This window comes from Nocardia sp. NPDC004604 (assembly GCF_040609795.1).
Lineage (GTDB): Bacteria > Actinomycetota > Actinomycetes > Mycobacteriales > Mycobacteriaceae > Nocardia.
Window position 1 is genome coordinate 86,440 of sequence record NZ_JBEXLC010000006.1, and the last position, 17,512, is coordinate 103,951.

Annotated in this window: 16 protein-coding genes; 9 read left to right on the forward strand and 7 right to left on the reverse strand. The window is 65.9% G+C overall.

All coding sequences use genetic code 11. The features are described 5' to 3' along the window. Positions 1-174: 174 nt before the first annotated feature. From ABZW16_RS04815 to ABZW16_RS04825, 3 genes are all read left to right on the forward strand, one after another. Entirely contained in the window at positions 175-609 is a 435-nt protein-coding gene (locus tag ABZW16_RS04815; RefSeq protein ID WP_354952240.1) for a hypothetical protein, read from the forward strand. 373 nt (positions 610-982) lie between these two features. Further along, positions 983-1,534: a dihydrofolate reductase family protein gene (locus ABZW16_RS04820; protein ID WP_354952242.1), complete on the forward strand. Its 552-nt coding sequence runs from the start codon at positions 983-985 to the stop codon at positions 1,532-1,534. A gap of 355 nt (positions 1,535-1,889) precedes the next feature. Beyond that, the gene (locus tag ABZW16_RS04825) at positions 1,890-3,449 is read left to right on the forward strand and encodes an acyl-CoA synthetase (RefSeq protein WP_354952244.1); all 1,560 of its coding nucleotides are present in this window, start codon (positions 1,890-1,892) and stop codon (positions 3,447-3,449) included. Between the two features lie 6 nt (positions 3,450-3,455). Here ABZW16_RS04825 and ABZW16_RS04830 read toward each other — a convergent pair whose 3' ends face one another. Then, positions 3,456-4,373, reverse strand: coding sequence for a hypothetical protein (locus ABZW16_RS04830; protein WP_354952246.1), 918 nt, complete (start codon positions 4,371-4,373; stop codon positions 3,456-3,458). Between the two features lie 103 nt (positions 4,374-4,476). Between ABZW16_RS04830 and ABZW16_RS04835 the strand changes: the two genes are divergently transcribed. The 4 genes from ABZW16_RS04835 (at position 4,477) to ABZW16_RS04850 (ending at position 6,618) form a co-directional block, all read left to right on the forward strand. Beyond that, positions 4,477-4,956: a gamma-glutamylcyclotransferase family protein gene (locus tag ABZW16_RS04835; protein ID WP_354952248.1), complete on the forward strand. Its 480-nt coding sequence runs from the start codon at positions 4,477-4,479 to the stop codon at positions 4,954-4,956. Positions 4,957-5,001: 45 nt separating this feature from the next. After that, positions 5,002-5,592: a TetR family transcriptional regulator C-terminal domain-containing protein gene (locus ABZW16_RS04840; RefSeq protein WP_354952250.1), complete on the forward strand. Its 591-nt coding sequence runs from the start codon at positions 5,002-5,004 to the stop codon at positions 5,590-5,592. Positions 5,593-5,677: 85 nt separating this feature from the next. Then, entirely contained in the window at positions 5,678-6,418 is a 741-nt protein-coding gene (locus tag ABZW16_RS04845; protein ID WP_354952252.1) for an SDR family NAD(P)-dependent oxidoreductase, read from the forward strand. Continuing rightward, positions 6,418-6,618: a 4-oxalocrotonate tautomerase family protein gene (locus ABZW16_RS04850; RefSeq protein ID WP_354952254.1), complete on the forward strand. Its 201-nt coding sequence runs from the start codon at positions 6,418-6,420 to the stop codon at positions 6,616-6,618. Before ABZW16_RS04845 ends, ABZW16_RS04850 begins: the two co-directional genes overlap by 1 nt. 87 nt (positions 6,619-6,705) lie before the next feature. Here ABZW16_RS04850 and ABZW16_RS04855 read toward each other — a convergent pair whose 3' ends face one another. The 5 genes from ABZW16_RS04855 to ABZW16_RS04875 form a co-directional block, all read right to left on the reverse strand. Continuing rightward, the gene (locus tag ABZW16_RS04855) at positions 6,706-7,776 is read right to left on the reverse strand and encodes an ADP-ribosylglycohydrolase family protein (RefSeq protein ID WP_354952256.1); all 1,071 of its coding nucleotides are present in this window, start codon (positions 7,774-7,776) and stop codon (positions 6,706-6,708) included. Positions 7,777-7,973: 197 nt separating this feature from the next. Continuing rightward, a complete protein-coding gene (speD, locus tag ABZW16_RS04860) occupies positions 7,974-9,176 on the reverse strand; it encodes an adenosylmethionine decarboxylase (protein ID WP_354952258.1) in 1,203 nt (400 codons plus the stop codon). An 8-nt stretch (positions 9,177-9,184) separates the two neighbouring features. Then, positions 9,185-10,285, reverse strand: a complete 1,101-nt coding sequence (locus ABZW16_RS04865) for a type III PLP-dependent enzyme (protein WP_354952284.1) — start codon at positions 10,283-10,285, stop codon at positions 9,185-9,187. A gap of 126 nt (positions 10,286-10,411) precedes the next feature. Next, entirely contained in the window at positions 10,412-12,910 is a 2,499-nt protein-coding gene (locus ABZW16_RS04870; RefSeq protein ID WP_354952260.1) for a DUF3516 domain-containing protein, read from the reverse strand. A gap of 49 nt (positions 12,911-12,959) precedes the next feature. Further along, positions 12,960-13,904, reverse strand: coding sequence for a PAC2 family protein (locus tag ABZW16_RS04875; RefSeq protein ID WP_354952261.1), 945 nt, complete (start codon positions 13,902-13,904; stop codon positions 12,960-12,962). A 284-nt stretch (positions 13,905-14,188) separates the two neighbouring features. On the opposite strand from ABZW16_RS04875, the gene ABZW16_RS04880 reads away from it, so the two are divergent. Together ABZW16_RS04880 and ABZW16_RS04885 are read left to right on the forward strand one after the other, a co-directional pair. Next, on the forward strand, positions 14,189-14,911 hold the full coding sequence (locus ABZW16_RS04880; protein WP_354952263.1) for a DUF5642 family protein: 723 nt from the start codon (positions 14,189-14,191) through the stop codon (positions 14,909-14,911). A gap of 193 nt (positions 14,912-15,104) precedes the next feature. Further along, positions 15,105-16,463 carry a DUF4192 domain-containing protein gene (locus ABZW16_RS04885; RefSeq protein ID WP_354952265.1) on the forward strand — a complete coding sequence of 453 codons (1,359 nt, stop codon included), beginning with the start codon at positions 15,105-15,107 and terminating at the stop codon, positions 16,461-16,463. 66 nt (positions 16,464-16,529) lie between these two features. On the opposite strand, the gene galE is transcribed toward ABZW16_RS04885, so the two are convergent. Then, entirely contained in the window at positions 16,530-17,510 is a 981-nt protein-coding gene (gene galE / locus ABZW16_RS04890) for a UDP-glucose 4-epimerase GalE (protein WP_354952266.1), read from the reverse strand. Positions 17,511-17,512: the final 2 nt, after the last annotated feature.

Below are 17,512 nucleotides of genomic sequence, written 5' to 3' on the forward strand. Positions count from 1 at the left end.
GCCGACAGCCGGGAGGTTCGAATCCGTGCCGCGATTCGGGTGTTATTTCTGATTCGTTGTGCGACTGTCCTGAATCATTCCTCAACGACATGTCCGGTGGGATGATGGGCGGGCACGATGAGCAGAGCCATGACCGCCACAAGGCCGACACTCCGGCCGAGAGGACCGATGTCGATGAGCACTCACGAGCGCACGATCTTCCGGGCGGCAATCATCGCCGCCACTACCGCAGCCGCAGGCGCGGGGGTTCTCACGGTCCCATCCGCCTCGGCCTCGTGGTCCGACACCCCGGGGATGCCGGGCGCGATGGTCAGCGACTGTGGGGGACCCTATGTCATCGAACCGCCCTCACTGACCCTGACCTGCGCCGACGGGAATAACATGATCAACGACATCACCTGGGATATGTGGAGTGGCGCCCAGGCCGTCGGTCACGGCACCCAGCATCGGAATGACTGCAATCCGGACTGCGCCGCGGGGAGGTTCATCGACAGCCCGGCGATGCTTGTGCTGGATGACCCCCGCCCGTTCGCCGACGCCCTCGGCGACTACTTTGCCCGCGCAACGGTCATCGGCGCCCATGGCGTCCACAGCTTCACCCTTCGCTAGCCTCCGCCATTCGCCGAAAGCCGGTTGGCCTCGCGGCGGCTGTCGGAAGGGCTGGCCGGGATCACTGGGTTCCACGACCTGTCAGAAAATCCGAATATTTGATCCGAACAAGACGACACAACCGAACACAACAAACATTTCGGATCGCAGCTCGAGGATATTTCAATCGAAGAATTGAGCCGGAATGGACAATTAGGGAGAAGAGTGTCCTGTTCGGATGTAGTTTGCGGGTTCTGAGGACGTGTGCTGGTAAGGCGGACTGCGTGCCCGTGCGGAGTCTGAGTCCGGTGCGCGGGGGCGAGCCGCGGCATCCTATGAGGTGAGCTCCGATGAGCACCGATGAGTTTCGAGCGCGTAGGAGGTCTACCCGGCTATGAGGAAACTGATCTACGGGATCGGCGTGTCCCTGGACGGCTACGTCAACGACCGCGACGGCAGCATCGACTGGACTACCCCCGACGAGGAACTGCACCAGTTCCACAACGACAGGTACCGCGAGATCGAGGTCTCGCTGCACGGCCGTCGGCTGTACGAGCTGATGGCCGAGTACTGGCCGCACGTGCCCGAGAACGCGTCGCGCATCGAGCGCGAGTTCGGCGAGCTCTGGACGGAGAAGCCCAAGGTTGTCTTCTCCCGGACGCTCACCGAGGTCCATTGGAACAGCACCCTGGTCCGTGAGAACGCGGTCGAGGAGGTCCGCAGGCTCAAGGCCGGAGGCGATGGCGTGATGGAGGTCGGTGGCGCGAGCCTCGCGGCCTCGCTGATGCCACACGGGCTCATCGACGAGTACCAGTTGTTCCTCTCGCCGGTAGTGCTCGGCGGTGGCACACCGCTGTTCCCATCACTGGACAAGCGCGTCCAGCTCCGATTGGTCGAGACGAGGCACTTCAACACCGTGGTGATGCTGCGCTATCTCGCCGACTGAGGTCCGTTCAACCGCAGCAGCCCCGTTCAAGCGCGACGTCGAGCGTGGTGAACGCGTGCACCAGGTGCGTCTTGATGGCGGCTCGGGTCTTTGTTGTTCGGCGAGATCGGTTTGGCGAGCGTCGGCGACGGTGCCTTCGGTGGCGGCGACCGCGGCGAGGCTCCAGCCCTCGCAACGCCAGAGGTCGGCCGCGTCGATCAGCTACGCAGTTGTGCCGAAATACCTGTATCAGCGCATTCTCGGCTGCTACATGTGTTCAGTGTCGGAAGACAACTACCGATTGTCCGTGCGGTGAGGTTCCTGGTGAGTGGGACTGGACGGTCGGGTGGTGGCGATTGCGTAGGAGGTTGGGCGTATGGACACGGCGGGTGCTCGCGGTCAGGGGCTGAGGGAGTTGTTGCGGCGCAGTGCTGCCCGGGTGCCGGAGAAGACGGCGCTGGTGTGGCGGGATCGGCGCGAGTCATATGCCGAGCTCGATGCGGCGGTGAATCGGGTGGCGCATGCGTTGGCCGAACGTGGTGTGGAGCAAGGGGATCGGATCGCGATCTACGCGCGTAACTCGCGGGAGTTCGTACTGGTGTACTTTGCGCTGGCCCGATTGGGCGCGGTGTCGGTGCCGATCAATTTCATGCTCAAGGGCGATGAGGTCGCCTATATCCTGCGGCACTCCGGAGCCAGCGGGCTGATCGTGGAGGATGGGCTGGCCGCTGAGGCGCTGGTCGCGGTGCAGCAGGTGGGCGAGAGCATGATTCGGGTGCGCGGGTGGATCGGTGCGCCGCCTCCCGATGGCTGGGAGGACATCGCGCGGTGGGAGGATCATCCCGACTCGTCCGAACCCGATATCGCCATCGGTGATGACGATCCCGTGCAGCTGATGTACACCTCGGGCACCGAATCGCGGCCGAAGGGGGCGATGCTATCGAGCCGGAGCCTGATCGCGCAATACGTGAGCGCGATCGTGGACGGCGGGATGAGCGCCGATGACATCGAGATCCACGCGCTGCCGCTGTATCACTGCGCGCAGCTGCACTGCTTCCTGACCCCGGACATCTATCTCGGCGCGACCAGCATCATCCTCGGCGCACCGGATCCGGTGACCATCCTGCGCACCATCGAGCAGGAGCGGGTCACCAAGCTGTTCTGTCCACCGACCGTGTGGGTTTCACTGCTGCGCAGTCCCGAATTCGAAACCTACGACCTGTCCTCGCTGCGCAAGGGTTACTACGGGGCAAGCATCATGCCGGTGGAGGTGCTCACCGAACTTGCGCAACGGCTGCCCGGGGTCGGGTTGACCAACTTCTATGGCCAGACCGAAATGGCTCCGCTGGCCACGGTTCTCGGGCCGCAGGACCAGCTGAGCAGGCCTGGCTCGGCCGGTCGCGCGGCGCTCAATGTCGAGACCAGAATCGTCGATGACGAAGGCGTTCCGGTCGCGCCGGGCGTGGTGGGCGAGATCGTGCACCGCTCACCGCAAGCCATGCTCGGCTATTGGAACGACCCGGACAAGACCGCGGAAGCCTTCCGCGATGGCTGGTTCCACAGCGGGGACCTCGGCGTCATGGATACCGACGGATACCTCTCGGTGGTGGACCGCAAGAAGGACATGATCAAGACCGGTGGCGAGAACGTCGCCAGCCGTGAGGTCGAGGAGGTGCTCTACGCGCATCCGGGTGTCTCCGAAGCCGCCGTCATCGGCCTGGCCCACCCGTACTGGATCGAGGCCGTGACCGCGATCGTCGTGCCGCGCAACGGAACAACCATGAGCTCCGAGGAGTTGGTCAGCCATTGCGCCACCCGGTTGGCTGGCTACAAGGTGCCCAAGTACATCGCTTTCACCGAGGAGTTGCCCAAGAATCCGAGCGGCAAGATCCTCAAGCGCGAATTGCGCACGAAATATGCGCATCTCGTGGAATAGGGCGCGCTAGTTGCAGATCTCGAATTCGCTGCGGAGTCGGCCCTGGAGGGCGATGGCATCGGGGGTGAGGTAACGCTCCGGGTGCGCGTCGGCGGCGCTGTCGCGCTCAGTGCATCCAGCGATCTTGACGCTGCCGGTGAATAGTTTGTCCGGCGTGTAGCTGCCCCAGTTCCAACGCAGGTCCATCGGGTGTTCGGAGGTTCGGGTGCTGGCGATGATGGCGGTCAGGTCCTGGTAGGCAGTGTCCGGACTGTGCACTCCGACGGAAAGATTCGCGATATGTCCATCGGTGACGTGAACGAAGGCAACCTGGGCCGGGAGATCGGTGAGCAGGGCCTGGATGTCGTGTTCCTGCTGGGTGCTGAACGGAAGGTCGACGGTCCACCCCGGGGCGCGGTTCGCGGGTCTGATGGTGACCTGTGCGCGATCGCCGCCCAGGACGGTGCGCACCGCTGCGAGGGAATCCGTTGTGGGCGGTGACTTTTCGATCTCGATCGTGGAGGTCGACCAGGTGATGGCGGAACCGGGCAGGCTCGCGCCCAGTTCGCGTAACATGTTGGCGCGAGTACTGATTCGCGCCGGATCCAACGCGGCATCGAGTTTCAGCTCCAGTTGATCACCGACGGTGAAGTCGGCAGATTGCTGGAAGTTGTCGAAATCGTGCCGCTTGATCGCGTTGATGCAGTCGACCACATCCGCGATCTGCGCCTCGGAAGCCTTGCGCATCGATATGGTCAGGTCCAGGTAGGTGCCCTGGGTGGAGTCGTTGGCGTAGTCGACCGTGACGCTGTCGACGCCCGGCATGGCGCTGATCTCGGCGTGTAGCCGATCCGCCTGTGGGCGGCGGTCGGCCGCATTCGTGCACCCTGCCAGGACGATCATGGTGGCGACGGCGATCCCCGCCGCGAGCCTGCGCCGGATCATGCGGGCCTTTCCTCTCGCAGTGCGTCCTGGTGGCACGGTACGCGTGCGGGCGGCGATTTCGCGGTAGCCGCCGTCCGCGTGCCCTGCGGCGTAACCTCCGCTGGTGGACAGTTCCAGGGATCCGGTGGACGAATCGGGCACGTTCGTGCTGGGCGAACGGTCGGCAACCGGGCGATCGATCGTGATGACGGACGCCGATCGGTTGTTCGTCTACGGAACGCTGCGGTTTCCCGAGGTATTGGTCGAGTTGATCGGGCGGTGCCCGGAGTTGGTCGGTGCGGAATTGGCCGGGTGGCGGGTGGCGACGTTGCCGGGGCGGGTCTATCCGGGATTGGTGCCCGCCGCGGGTGGGGTGGCGCGGGGTGTGGTGCTATCCGGGCTCGATGCGGGGGAGTGGGCGGTGCTCGACGCCTTCGAGGACGATGAATACGAGTTGCGGCGGGTCGCGCTCGGCGCGGATGCCGTGTGGGCATATGTATGGACCTCGATTGTCGCGCAGGAGGATTGGTATGCCGACCGCTTCGCGACCGAGCAGTTGGCCTCGTTCGTGCTGCACTGCGCTGAATGGCGGCGGACGCTCTGAGGCTCCGATTTGCTATTCCAAGACGACCGGTCATATATTGACTCCATGGCGCGACCGCGACGCAGTGAGGACACCCGGCAGCTTCTGGTGGAGGAGGGGGCTGCCGGATTCCTGACGCACGGCTATCACGGGACCGGCATCAAACAGGTGCTGGATGCGGTCGGGGTGCCGAAGGGGTCGTTCTACAACTACTTCGACAGCAAGGAAAGTTTCGGCCGCGCGATCATCGACCATCATTCGCTGTGCGTGCAGCGGAATCTGGCCGAGGCGCTCGGGTCGTCAGCGGATCCGATCGTCGGGTTGCGGGCATTCTTCGCGCGGCTCATGGATGACTTCGTGCGAGCGGAGTTCACGGGTGGGTGCCTGATCGCGAACCTCGGTGGCGAGCTCGAGGGCAGTGAGGTGCTGCGCGAATCTCTGGCCGGAGCATGGCATTCCTGGCGCGACGGGGTGGCGGTGGCGCTGCGCCGGGCCCAGGAACTCGGCACCGTTCGCGACGATATCGACGCCACCGATCTGGCCGATCTGCTGCTGGAGTCATGGGAGGGCGCGGTGATCAGAATGAAGATCGAGCGTTCGCTCGAGCCGCTGCACAAGTGTCTGCGTCGACTGCTGGACGACTACTTCCTGGCCTGAGTGGGGTTGGCCCTTTCCGCTGTCCGCTCGCCTGTTGCAAGACGACCGGTCGTATCAAGAAGTATCACTAGGAAGAGAGAGAATTATGGTGAGCGCAAAGACGGTCATCGTGACCGGATCCTCCAGCGGGATCGGACGCGATATCGCCAGGGCCTTCGTCGAGCGCGGCGAAAACGTCGTGCTCAATGGGCGCGATGCGGACAAGCTCGCGGCAGTGGCGGACGCACTGGGCGCGCCGGAACGGATCGCCGTCTTCGTCGGCGATATCGGTTCTCCCGCAACGGGAACCGAGCTGGTCCGCGTCGCGGTCGAGCGCTTCGGCCGGGTGGATGTGCTGGTGAACAATGCGGGGATCTTCGGAGCCAAACCCTTCGTCGATGTCACCGAGGCGGACCTCGACAGCTACCTCAACGGCAACCTGAAGGGCACCTACTTCACCACCCAGGCCGTCGTACGCCAGCTCCGAGCACAGAAAACCGGTGGCAGCATCGTGAATATCGGGACGGTGCTGATCAACCACGCGTTGGCGGGTCTGCCCGCATCCGCGGCGCTGGTCAGCAAGGGCGGCGTACACGCGCTGACAACGAGCCTGGCGGCGGAGCTCGCCGCGGACGGGATTCGTGTAAATGCCGTTGCCCCGGGGATCATTCGCACACCGATTTTCGGCGACGGCGACGAAACCTCTTCGGGCAGGCTGGCTTTGCTCAACCGCATCGGCGAGGTGAGCGAAACCACCGCGGCGGTGCTGTATCTCGCGGACGCCGCATTCACCACCGGTCACATCTTCCCCGTCGACGGCGGGTTCATCTCAGGAAGGGCTGCGTAATGCCTTACGTCAATATCAAAGTCACCGATGAGGGCGTCACGCGGGACCAGAAGTCCCAGCTGATCAAAGGGGTTACCGAGCTGCTGCGTGATGTGCTCGGCAAGGATCCGGCGACCACGTTCGTGGTGATCGATGAAGTCGCGCTGACGGATTGGGGCATCGGCGGAATGAATGTCGAGGACTGGCGCAAGCAGTCATAGGTTCGAGGGTTGGCCTGTGCGCCCATTCTTGCCCGAGGATCCCGCGGGATCGAGGCGGGAATGGGCGCTGCGGCTGCGCACGAGTCCCTAATCGAATGGGTATCGGCCACCCAGTATCGACCGGTCGCCGATGAAATAGTTCAGGACGAGGTCATCGGCGACTTGGATCAGCACATCGCAACCCTCGACCCCGGACATCCAGTCCCGCGGCATCGCAGAGAAACCGTGAGCGGCGCCGATCAGGTTGCCGGTGACGGCACCGGTGGAATCGGAGTCACCGGAATGGTTCACCGATAGCAGCAATGCCCTGCGCACATCGCCGGTTCGAGCCGCGTACAGGGCACAGTACACGGCGATGGCGAGGCATTCCTCGGCGATCCATCCCTCGCCGACCCGCTCGACCTGTTCGGCGCTGGCTGGCTGCTCGGCCAGCTCGGCAGCCAGGTTCAGCGCCGCGGCCGTCTCCGCACCTGCTGGGTAGGTTGTGAGCTGAGTAATGGTCTGTCGCAATGCAATCGGTAGCTCTACACCGCTCACCACGCGATCGATCAGTGCCGCGAGCGCACCCGCGGCGAGATATCCGGTGGGATGTCCGTGAGTCAGTTGGGCACTCCGCGCGGCCGCGGTGAATGCGAGATCGGGCCCCATACCGGCGAGTCCGAACGGTGCCGACCGCATGACCGTCCCGCATCCCTTCGACCCCGGATTCACCGGACCAGCTTCGCCGAGCGGGTACGGCGCGAGGTATCCCCGTGTCTGCTGGCTCAGTCCGGACATGCAGGCATTGCCCGGCGCACGAGCGGCATACAAGAACGGCAGACTCGCTAGCCAACCGTCGACCTCGACTGCGGGCCCGCTTTGTCCCTGGGTCTGTAACCAGCGCAGATATGCCCGTCGCAATGCTGGCACCGGATCGGCGCCCGGCGCGCACCGCAACAGCCCCTCCGCGGTGAACAGCGTCATCTGGGTGTCATCGGTAATTTGCTGCGGCGCACCCGCGTCATGCTGGGGCAGATAGCCTTGCACCCCCTCGATGCCATACCGTTCGCGAATCTGATTCAGTTCGAGGAATTCGATGGGCCATCCGAGCGCGTCACCGATCGCCCCACCTAATAGCGAGCCTCGCACCCGATCGAAGACCACCGTGTAATCCACCACGAGACAACATCATTGCCCATCCAACGGTGCAGCGGCCCACCACCACCGCCGTAACGCAGCAGCATCCACCCCAACAGGCGTGCCACGTGGGAAAATGTGTGCCCCGGTGTGCGCGATGGGTTTCGCGCGGCAACGCCGAATCGCACCGGCCTCCAAAGCTGAAATTCCTTGGGAGCCGGTGCGATTCGAGGGTACTGCTACACGCGCAGCGCGTGCGGTTCGATCGCGCCGCGCACCAGCGCCCGCGCGTCGACCGTCTCGGCGCGGTAGGGCAGCGTGGCCAGTCGCTCGGTCATCGCGGGTACCGGGTCGTCGATCCGTTCGTTCAACCCGAACAGGAACGTCCACTCGTGCTCATCGCTGCCGTACTGCACCACGGTGGCGAACTGCTCGTGGAAGCGCTTCCAGGACCGCTTCAGCGTCTCGTTGCGCCACATCGTCGCGCAACCGGCCTGCGCGCTCAGCACGCCGCCGGGCGCGAGCAGTGCCCGACATCGCGACAGGAACTCCGATTCGTAGAGGCGGTTGTGCTGCGCATCCTCGACCCGCTCATCGGGCAGATCGATCACGATGACGTCGTAGCGGGTACCCGCCGCAGCCGCTTCGGCCAGGAAGTCCCACCCGTCGGCGTAGTGCACCTTGATCGGGCCGTCGCCGCGCACCGCGGCGGCCAGCTCGTCGTTGGTGTAGCCGTAGGGCAGGTGCTCGGCGCACAGCTCGACCTCGCGCTGATCGATATCGACGTGATCCACCAGTGTCGCGCCCGCGGCAACCGACATCTGGCTGGCCACACCCTCACCCGAACCGACGATGAGGACCTTGTCCAGCTTCGCGGCCAGCGCGAAGGCGGGGACCATCATCGCCTCGTGGTAGGTCAGCTGGGAGAACTCCGTGGACTGGCGATCGTCGTCGGAGAACAGGCTGATGCCCTGTTCGGTGCGTGCGATCACCATGTGCTGGAACGGAGTATAGGTGTCGACGAGGACCTCGTGCAGATCCCAGATGCGGGTCAGGCCGTTGCCGACCGGCTCCTCGATCCGCGTGGAGCCGTGCCCGCGCTGGATGACCTGCATCCGAACATCCTTGGGAGACAACTTATCTCGCAGTAGCTCCACCGCCTTCGACGCGCCTGCGCCGATACTTCCGCAGGTGAAGACGTCGACGAAGATGTCGCCGGACTCCGGATAAGTGTGAATCGAGGCGTGGGACTCCGACAACAGCGCGAGGACGGTCACCCCCTGCGGATCGAACTTCTTGTGTACGACATCGCAGATGGTGACGCCCGCCGCGATCAGAGACTCGCGCAACGCCGATTCGAGTCGTTCGAGATCGTCGCAGAGATCTACGTCGACACCACCGAACTCGGCCAGCACATGCCAGCCGGTGAATTCCGCCGTCATGGGCAAACTCACTCTCGCTCAGCGCCCGAGACATGAACGGTCAAGGGCGGAAAACCATTGAAGGACACCGACGAATAGCTCGCGGTATAGGCGCCGGTATCGAGGATCTGGATGCGATCACCGGCTCGCAACGAGGTCGGAAGAAGGACCTTCGTGCGTTGATACAGTACATCGTCGCCATCACAGGTCGGTCCGGCCACCACCGCCTCGTCCACGGGGTCTCCGTCACGTTCGGTGACGAAGCGGTATGCGATGTACTCGTTCTCGGTCTCGGCCATACCGTTGTAGCGGCCGATGTCGAGATACACCCAGCGCCGTCCGTCCGGCGCGATGCGCACGCCGATGACCTCGGCGTGAATGGTGCCGGCCGATCCCACGAGCGCGCGGCCGGGCTCGACGACGAGTCCGGCGGTCTCAGGCAGGTATTCGGCGGTGGCCGCGGCGATCACGGCCCCTATCTCGTCGAGTGCGGGCGCCGCCTCGACGTACGAAATGGGCAGGCCGCCACCGATATTCACCGAGCGTACGGAAATGTCTTTGTCCGCCAATGCTGCAGCGATGTGCCCGGCCTGCTCGATTCCGATGCGCCAGGCCCGCGGGTCGGTCTGCTGGGAGCCGACATGGAAGTACGGCCCCCCGACGATGAGTCCGAGATCACGGGCGCGCACCAGCAGCCGCAGCGCCTCGGCGGGCGAGCAGCCGAACTTGGTGCCGAAGGGCGTCGTCGACTGCGGCGCCGCGGACAGGAACCGGCATTCGACCTCCGAGCCGGGCGCGTGCTCGACGATCCGCAACAGATCGTCCTCGGTGTCGAAGGCATACCGGCGCACGCCCGCGGCGTAGGCGGTGGCGATATGGGCGGCCTTCTTGATCGGGTTCCCGTAGCACATGCGGGCCGGGTCGACGCCTGCGCGCAGGCAGAGTTCGATCTCGCCGACGCTGGCGACGTCGAACTCCGCGCCCGCCTCGTCGAGCAGGCGGATCAGTTCCGGGATCGGGCTCGCCTTGACCGCGAAGCGAATTCGCGCTCCGGGTACCGCTGCTGCGAGTGCGCGATAGTTCTCGCGCACTCGCTCCGGGTCGATGACCAGATAGGGCGATTCGGGCAGGTTTGAGCCGGTCAATCTAAGGGAACTCTCCGTCGTTTGGGGGGCGGCCGTCGTTCAGGCACCGCGCGAGAGAGTATCAGCGCGAAGCCCCGGTTAACTAACTCGTTGATGACACCTTGACCATGATCACCCCGCGACTACCGTGACCTCGTCGAATACGACCTCGCCCGCGGCGTCGGACTCGGCAAGATCGACCACCGCCGCCAGTGCCCAGCCGTGGTCGCCCGACGGGTCGTCGAGGACCTGGCGCACGTGCCAGAAACCGGGGCGTTGTTCCACCTGGAACAGTTGCGGACCGCGGGCGTTCGGGCCGGTGCCGATGCCGTCGTACTCGTCGAAGTAGGGCCTCAGCTCCGCTTCCCAGTCCGGGCCCTGGCCCAGCTCGCCGAGGGTCTCCCAGCGACGCAGGGCGGCCAGTTCGACGCGGCGGAACATGGCGTTGCGGACCATCACCTTGAAGGCACGCTCATTGGCCGAGATCGGACGCACCGACTCCGCGCCGAACGCGAGCTGATCCGCGTCGGTCTCCGCGCCCGGATTGGTGAGCTGCTCCCATTCGTCGAGCAGACTCGAATCCACTTGGCGGACAAGTTCGCCGAGCCATTCGGTCATATCGTCGAGGTCCTCGGTGCGCGCGGCTTCCGGGACGGTGCGGCGCAGCGCGCGGTAGGCGTCGGCGAGGTAGCGCAGTACCACGCCCTCGGACCGGGCCAGTTCGTAGTGCGAGATGAGCTCGGCGAAGGTCATCGAGCGCTCGATCATGTCCCGGACGACCGATTTGGGGGACGGGGCGAACTCCGACATCCAGGGGTGCCCGGCCCGGTAGGTCTCGAAGGCGGGCTCGATCAGCTCGGCGAGGGGTTTGGGCCAGGTGACCTCCTCCAGCAGCTCCATGCGTTCGTCGTACTCGATGCCATCGGCCTTCATCTCGTTGATCGCCTGGCCACGGGCCTTGTGCTGCTGGGCCATGAGCAGCTGGCGCGGATCCTCGAGTGTCGATTCGATGAGGGAGATGACGTCGAGGGTGTAGCCGGAAGCGTCCTTGTCGAGCAGTTCCAGCGCGGCCAGGGCGAACGGTGACAGGGGTTGGTCGAGGGCGAAATCGCGCTGCAGGTCCACGGTGAGCCTGGCGCGGCGGCCCTGTGCGTCGGGTTCCGGAAGTTGCTGCACAACACCGGCGTCGCGCAGGGCGCGATACAGGCGGATGGCGCGCAGGATATGGCGGCGTTGGGCGGGACGTGGTTCGTGGTTGTCCTCGAGCAGGTGGCGCATGGCGTCGAAGCAATTGCCGGGACGGGCGATCACATTGAGCAGCATGGAGTTGGTCACCGCGAAGCGCGACACCATCGGCTCGGGGGCGGCGGCGACCAGCCGGTCGAAGGTCTCCTCACTCCAGGACACGAAGCCCTCCGGCGGTTTCCTGCGCACCACCTTGCGCTGCTTCTTCGGGTCGTCGCCCGCTTTTGCCAGCAGCCGGGTGTTCTCCACCTCGTGGTCGGGGGCCTGCACGACGACGGTGCCCATGGTGTCGTAGCCCGCCCGGCCCGCGCGGCCCGCGATCTGATGGAATTCGCGCGCCTTGAGCCTGCGGGTGCGCACACCGTCGTATTTGGTCAGGCCGGTGAGCAGCACCGTGCGAATCGGCACATTGATGCCGACGCCGAGGGTGTCGGTGCCGCACACCACCTTGAGCAGACCGTCCTGGGCCAGACGCTCCACCAGACGGCGGTACTTGGGCAGCATGCCCGCGTGGTGTACGCCGATACCGTGGCGGATCAGCCGCGACAGCGTCTTGCCGAAACCGGAGGAGAACCGGAAATCGCCGAGCGCCGTTGCGATGGCGTCCTTTTCGGCGCGGGTGGCGAAGTTGACGCTGGTCAGCGCCTGCGCGCGTTCCAGTGCCGCGGCCTGGGTGAAATGCACGACGTACACCGGTGACTGGTTGGTGGTGACGAGATCTTCCAACGTTTCGGTGATGGGCGTGCGCGCGTAGGAAAAGCTCAGCGGGACAGGGCGTTCGGTGCCCGCGACGATGGCGGTCGGATTGCCGGTGCGGCGGCGCAGATCGGCCGCGAAGAAGTCGACCTCGCCGAGAGTGGCCGACATGAGCAGGAATTGGGCGCGCGGGAGTTCCAGCAGCGGCACCTGCCAGGCCCAGCCGCGGTCCGGATCGGCGTAGAAGTGGAATTCGTCCATCACAACCTGGCCGACATCGGCGGCGGCGCCCTCACGCAGTGCCATATTCGCCAGGATCTCGGCGGTGGCGCAGATGATCGGCGCCTCCGGATTCACCGCCGCGTCACCGGTCACCATGCCGACCCGGTCCGCGCCGAAGACATCGCAGAGGGCGAAGAACTTCTCGCTGACCAGGGCCTTGATCGGGGCGGTGTAGTAGGTGCGCAGACCGCGGGTCAGCGCGAACAGGTGCGCGCCGACGGCGACCAGGGATTTGCCGGACCCGGTGGGAGTAGCCAGGATGACATTGGATCCGGACGCCAACTCCAGCAGCGCCTCGTCCTGCGCGGGATAGAGCGGGGTGCCCTGCTCGGCCGCCCAGCCCCCGAAGGATTCGTAGAGCGCGTCGGCGTCGGTTCCCGGTATCTCGAGCAGTTCGGTCAGATCCACTCCGACCACCCTACGGGCTGGTGTCTACGGCCCGGTCGGGGTGATCGGGTCAGTTGGACTGTTCGCCCTCGTCCCCGTCGTAGCCGCCCTGCTCGGCCAGGAAGCGCTCGAACTCCGCGCCCAATTCGTCGCCGCTCGGGAGTTCACCATCGCCGACGAGCAGGCTGGACTGGCGTTCCTGTGCGCTGAGGAAGCTGTCGTATTGGCGCTCCAGCGCGTGCACGACCGTCTCTACCTCGGAGTTTCCCGCGATGTGCTCGTTGACCTGCTCGCGGACCCGGGCCGCGGCCTCGCCGAGCGCTGCCAGCGGGATTTCCAGGCCAGCATTGTCGGCGACGTGTTCCAGCAGGGTCTGCGCGGCCTCCGGATAGGCGGTCTGCGCGAGGTAATGCGGCACATGCACCGAGAATCCGACGGACTCGTGGCCGTGCTGGGCCATCCGGTACTCCAACAGCGACGACGCGCTGCCCGGCACCTGTAGCTCGCCCGGCCAGCGCTGGTGGTCGGCGATCAGATCGCGGTCCGAGGAATGCGCGGTGATGCCGAGCGGGCGGGTGTGCGGGATCGCCATCGGAATCGCGCTCAGGCCGATGCTGCGGCGCACGCCGAGCTGTTCGGCGAGCAGACGAACCGCGGTGGTGAACTTCTCCCACCGCAGATCCGGTTCGAGCCCGGAAAGCAGCAGGAACGGGGTGCCCGACGTATCGCGCAGCGCCCAGAGATTCAGTTCGGGCTCGGCGTAGTCGGAGAAGTGGTCGGTCTTGAACGTCATCAACGGGCGACGCGACCGGTAGTCCAGCAACTCGTCGACATCGAACGAGGCGACCAGCTCGCTCTCCAGACTCTCGCGCAGGTGCGTGGTGGCCAGCCGGACCGCATGCCCGGCATCGGTGAAGCCCTCCAGTCCGTGTACCAGAACCGGACCCAAGCCATCGTCGGACGACAGCTGTGGAGCTGGGAACTCCAACTCGTACATTCGCGACTCGTGGTCCATCGCGTACTCCTTCCTGCGCGGTTCACCTATGCGAGCCGCCTGGTGCCGAGAACTTACAGGTCCTAGGCCTGTTGGGCATTTCGCGGCGGTCAACCACTGTCCATTGTCCCCCATGACACCGACACCGGTTACCACGGGCGACACCGACCCATAAGAGAGGGCAACATCGGTGGTGTCCCGCGCATTCCCGGCCGGACCGCCGCCGCTGGAGACTGCTCGCAGGGCACTCGCAACGATCGGCGTGGCATCGTGGGTGGGCACGGGGAGTTTGGCACAGTAAAACGGTGACTGTGCCGAATTCGACGCGCAGGGGGCCACGCGGATTCGCGGTATCGGGGTGGACGTCCCTCGCCGCGAGTGCGGCGCTGCTCACGGGGTGCGCATCGACGGTGACCGGGCATCCGGTCGCCGCGGGGCCGAGTGCGGTGATCCAGCATGTGGCGGCGCAGCTTTCGACACTATTGCCCGACACCACACAGTTCCCGGCCCGGTACGAGGCGGTGGTGCTGCCACCCGAGGCGGCCGCGCAGGCATCGGGGGATCTGACCGGGGTCGGGCGCGGCTCGACGGTGCAACCTGATGGATGTGCCCCGCCCGCGCAGCAATTCGGCCCGAATCAGACGGCCGTCGCGGTGGGCACCGACAACGAGACGCGTGCCACGATCACCGTCGAGTTGACCAGGACCGGACAGCCGCTGTCGGCATTGCGCGACCAGTTGCGGCGGTGTCAGCAAATGCGGGTCAGCCGGGCGGGTGCGACGACGACGGTGACCACCGAACTGCAGGCGCCGCCGCCGATCGACGCCGACGACACCCTCGCGCTGCACCGGACGGTGGTACCGCAGGTGAGCATGCCGGGCCTGACACAGTCCATGCAGACGCTTACCGGCCAGATCGGCGATGTGCGAATCGCGGTGACCTACATGTCGTTCAGCGATGCGCAACCGGATACGGCGGCGTTGGATGAGCTGTTCACGACGGCGGTGGGGAAGGTGAAGAAGGGGTGAATGCGGGTTTCGCCGATCGGCGTCGGGAGCTCGCGGCGCGACGATAGCAGGTAGCACCGACACGGTTATCGCTGTTTCGCCTCCGCAGGCCGAATCGTCCACAGATCAACCGATTTCCACAGGGCAAAATAATGTCCGGATATGCCCAGGTCAGTGTCTCGGGCCGGGATTCGCGGCAGCGCACTCTCGGTGCATGACAACTTTCACGAATCCCGTTCCCGCCCTCGGCGACCCCGACGACGGTCCATCCGCCCGTGCTGGTTTGTGCTCGAGCCCAGCCGTTCACCTCCGCAGATCCGGGCACGCGCGTGCCGTCGCACGCTCCGGGATCGACTCGGTGCCGGACTTCGACTCCGGTGTCGACGATGAGGAATCCACGGAGTGCACAAGGGGTTTCGGGCGAGCGACGGGTACCTGTGCGGAGCCGCCGCCGATGTTCGGCGATCGTGGCCCAGCCGGGGCACTGCATGTCGATGATCCCGGCGAATTGATCGTCGCAGTGCCCGCGATGGTCGGGTTCGTCCCGGAGCGGTCGCTGGTGGTGGCCGTGTTGCGGGCTGCGCCGGATCCGGGCCACAGTCCGATCATTGATGCGGTGGTGCGATTCGATCTGGATCCCGACGGCGGTCGCCGGGGTCTCGCGGCGGCGTATGCGGAATGCGTCGCGCAGATCTGTGCCGCGGAGGGGGCGACGGAGGTGCTCGCGGTGATCGTCGACGACCGGGCGCACGAACCGCAGCGCACACGCCGACACGGCGCGAGTGCCGGGCCGTTGGGCACACTCATCGCCGCGTTCGCCCGGCGGCTCGCGGCACAGGAGGTGTATCTGGAGGGCGCGTGGGCGGTACGCGCGATCGAGGCGGACCAGCGGTGGTGGAGTCTGCCCGACGCGAATCACCATGGGACGCTGCCGGATCCGGCCACCTCGATGGTCACGGTGGCACATGTGCTGGAGGGACGGCCGATCCGCGGGACTCGTTCGGAGCTGACCGATCTGGTTGCTGTCGATGAAGGGCTGGCGCCGCACGTGGCGGCACATCTCGACAGCGCCCGCGCCATCGCGTACGAGCGGTATGCGGCGGCCGTCCGGCGCGGCGATCCCGACGGCTATCACCGGCGGGCACTGGAACAAATGCTGTGGCAGATCGCCAACACCGACTCCGGGGCGGCCCTCACCGCCCGGGAATACGCGGAATTGGCTGCCGCGCTGCGTGATCGGATCGTCCGCGACGCCCTGTTCGGTCTGGCCATCGGCGACCACGCCGCCGCCGCGGAAAGTCTGTGGGTGGCGATGGTGCAGGTACTTTCGGGCAGCGATCGCGCCGATGCCGCGACCCTGCTCGGCTACAGCGCCTACATCCGCGGCGACGGTCCCCTCGCGGGTATCGCCCTGCAAGCCGCCCTGGACGCCGATCCGGACCACTCCATGGCGAACCTGCTCGAGATCTCCCTGCGTACCGGTATGCGCCCGGACACGCTGCGCCGCTTGGCATACTGCGGCCTCGGTATCGCCGCCGACTTCGGCATCGACCTGGGCCCGGTTATCGGATGACGCTCGAGGCGAGCCACCCGGTGGTTGCGTCGGTGCGCGACCACCGGGTGAGTAGGGCCCAGCGTCCTACTTCGCGCTGTGTGCGAGCGGACCCAGGTCCCGGAGGAATTCCCAGGCGTCGGCGACGATTTCGTCGAGGTCGTTGTGCCGTGGGCGCCAGCCGAGATCGGTGACGGCACGGTCGCTGGAGGCGATGAGGACGGCCGGATCGCCGGGGCGGCGGGGGGCGTCCTGGGCAGTGATCGGCAGTCCGGTGACGCGTTCGCATGCCGAGATCACTTCGCGCACCGAGAATCCGGTGCCGCTGCCGAGATTGAAGATGCGATGTGTGCCGGATTCCGCGGTGGCCAGGGCGAGCAGGTGGGCCTCGGCGAGGTCGCGAATGTGGATGTAATCGCGGACCGCGGTGCCGTCCGGTGTCGGCCAATCGGTGCCGAAGACCGAAATCGCCTTGCGATGACCGAGGGCGACCTGCAGCACGAGGGGAATGAGATGGGTTTCCACCACACGGTTTTCGCCGAGGCCGCCGTAGGCGCCCGCGACATTGAAGTAGCGCAGGCTGGTCGCGGCCAGACCGTGCGCGATCGAATAGGAGGTGATGGCGTGGTCGATGGCGAGTTTCGAGGCGCCGTAGGGGTTGGTCGGCCGGGTCGGCGCGTCCTCGGTGATCGGCACCTGTTCCGGTTCGCCGTAGACCGCCGCGGTCGAGGAGAACACCAGCTTCGGAGTGTCGGTGCGGCGCATCGCCTCCAGCAGCTCGAGGGTCTTCACCACATTGCCCTGCCAGTACTTCTCCGGCTGCTGCACCGACTCGCCGACCAGCGACTGCGCGGCGAAATGCAGGACACCGTCGAAGGATTCGGCCTCGAGCAGTGCGGGCCCGGCGACCGCGACATCACCCTCCACGAAGCGCGCCTCGGTCGGCACTCCCTCGGCATTGCCGGTCGACAGATCGTCGACCACCACGACCTCGTGCCCCGATTCGAGCAGAACCTGCGCGCAGACACCACCGACGTAGCCCGCGCCACCCGTAACCAGAAGTTTCACGC

Bases quoted from the DNA above. Each gene is read 5' to 3' on its own strand.
- ABZW16_RS04815 (WP_354952240.1), top strand. From the start codon at position 175: ATGAGCACTCACGAGCGCACGATCTTCCGGGCGGCAATCATCGCCGCC.
- ABZW16_RS04820 (WP_354952242.1), top strand. From the start codon at position 983: ATGAGGAAACTGATCTACGGGATCGGCGTGTCCCTGGACGGCTACGTC.
- ABZW16_RS04825 (WP_354952244.1), top strand. From the start codon at position 1,890: ATGGACACGGCGGGTGCTCGCGGTCAGGGGCTGAGGGAGTTGTTGCGG.
- ABZW16_RS04830 (WP_354952246.1), bottom strand. From the start codon at position 4,373: ATGATCCGGCGCAGGCTCGCGGCGGGGATCGCCGTCGCCACCATGATC.
- ABZW16_RS04840 (WP_354952250.1), top strand. From the start codon at position 5,002: ATGGCGCGACCGCGACGCAGTGAGGACACCCGGCAGCTTCTGGTGGAG.
- ABZW16_RS04845 (WP_354952252.1), top strand. From the start codon at position 5,678: ATGGTGAGCGCAAAGACGGTCATCGTGACCGGATCCTCCAGCGGGATC.
- ABZW16_RS04850 (WP_354952254.1), top strand. From the start codon at position 6,418: ATGCCTTACGTCAATATCAAAGTCACCGATGAGGGCGTCACGCGGGAC.
- speD (WP_354952258.1), bottom strand. From the start codon at position 9,176: ATGACGGCGGAATTCACCGGCTGGCATGTGCTGGCCGAGTTCGGTGGT.
- ABZW16_RS04875 (WP_354952261.1), bottom strand. From the start codon at position 13,904: ATGGACCACGAGTCGCGAATGTACGAGTTGGAGTTCCCAGCTCCACAG.
- ABZW16_RS04885 (WP_354952265.1), top strand. From the start codon at position 15,105: ATGACAACTTTCACGAATCCCGTTCCCGCCCTCGGCGACCCCGACGAC.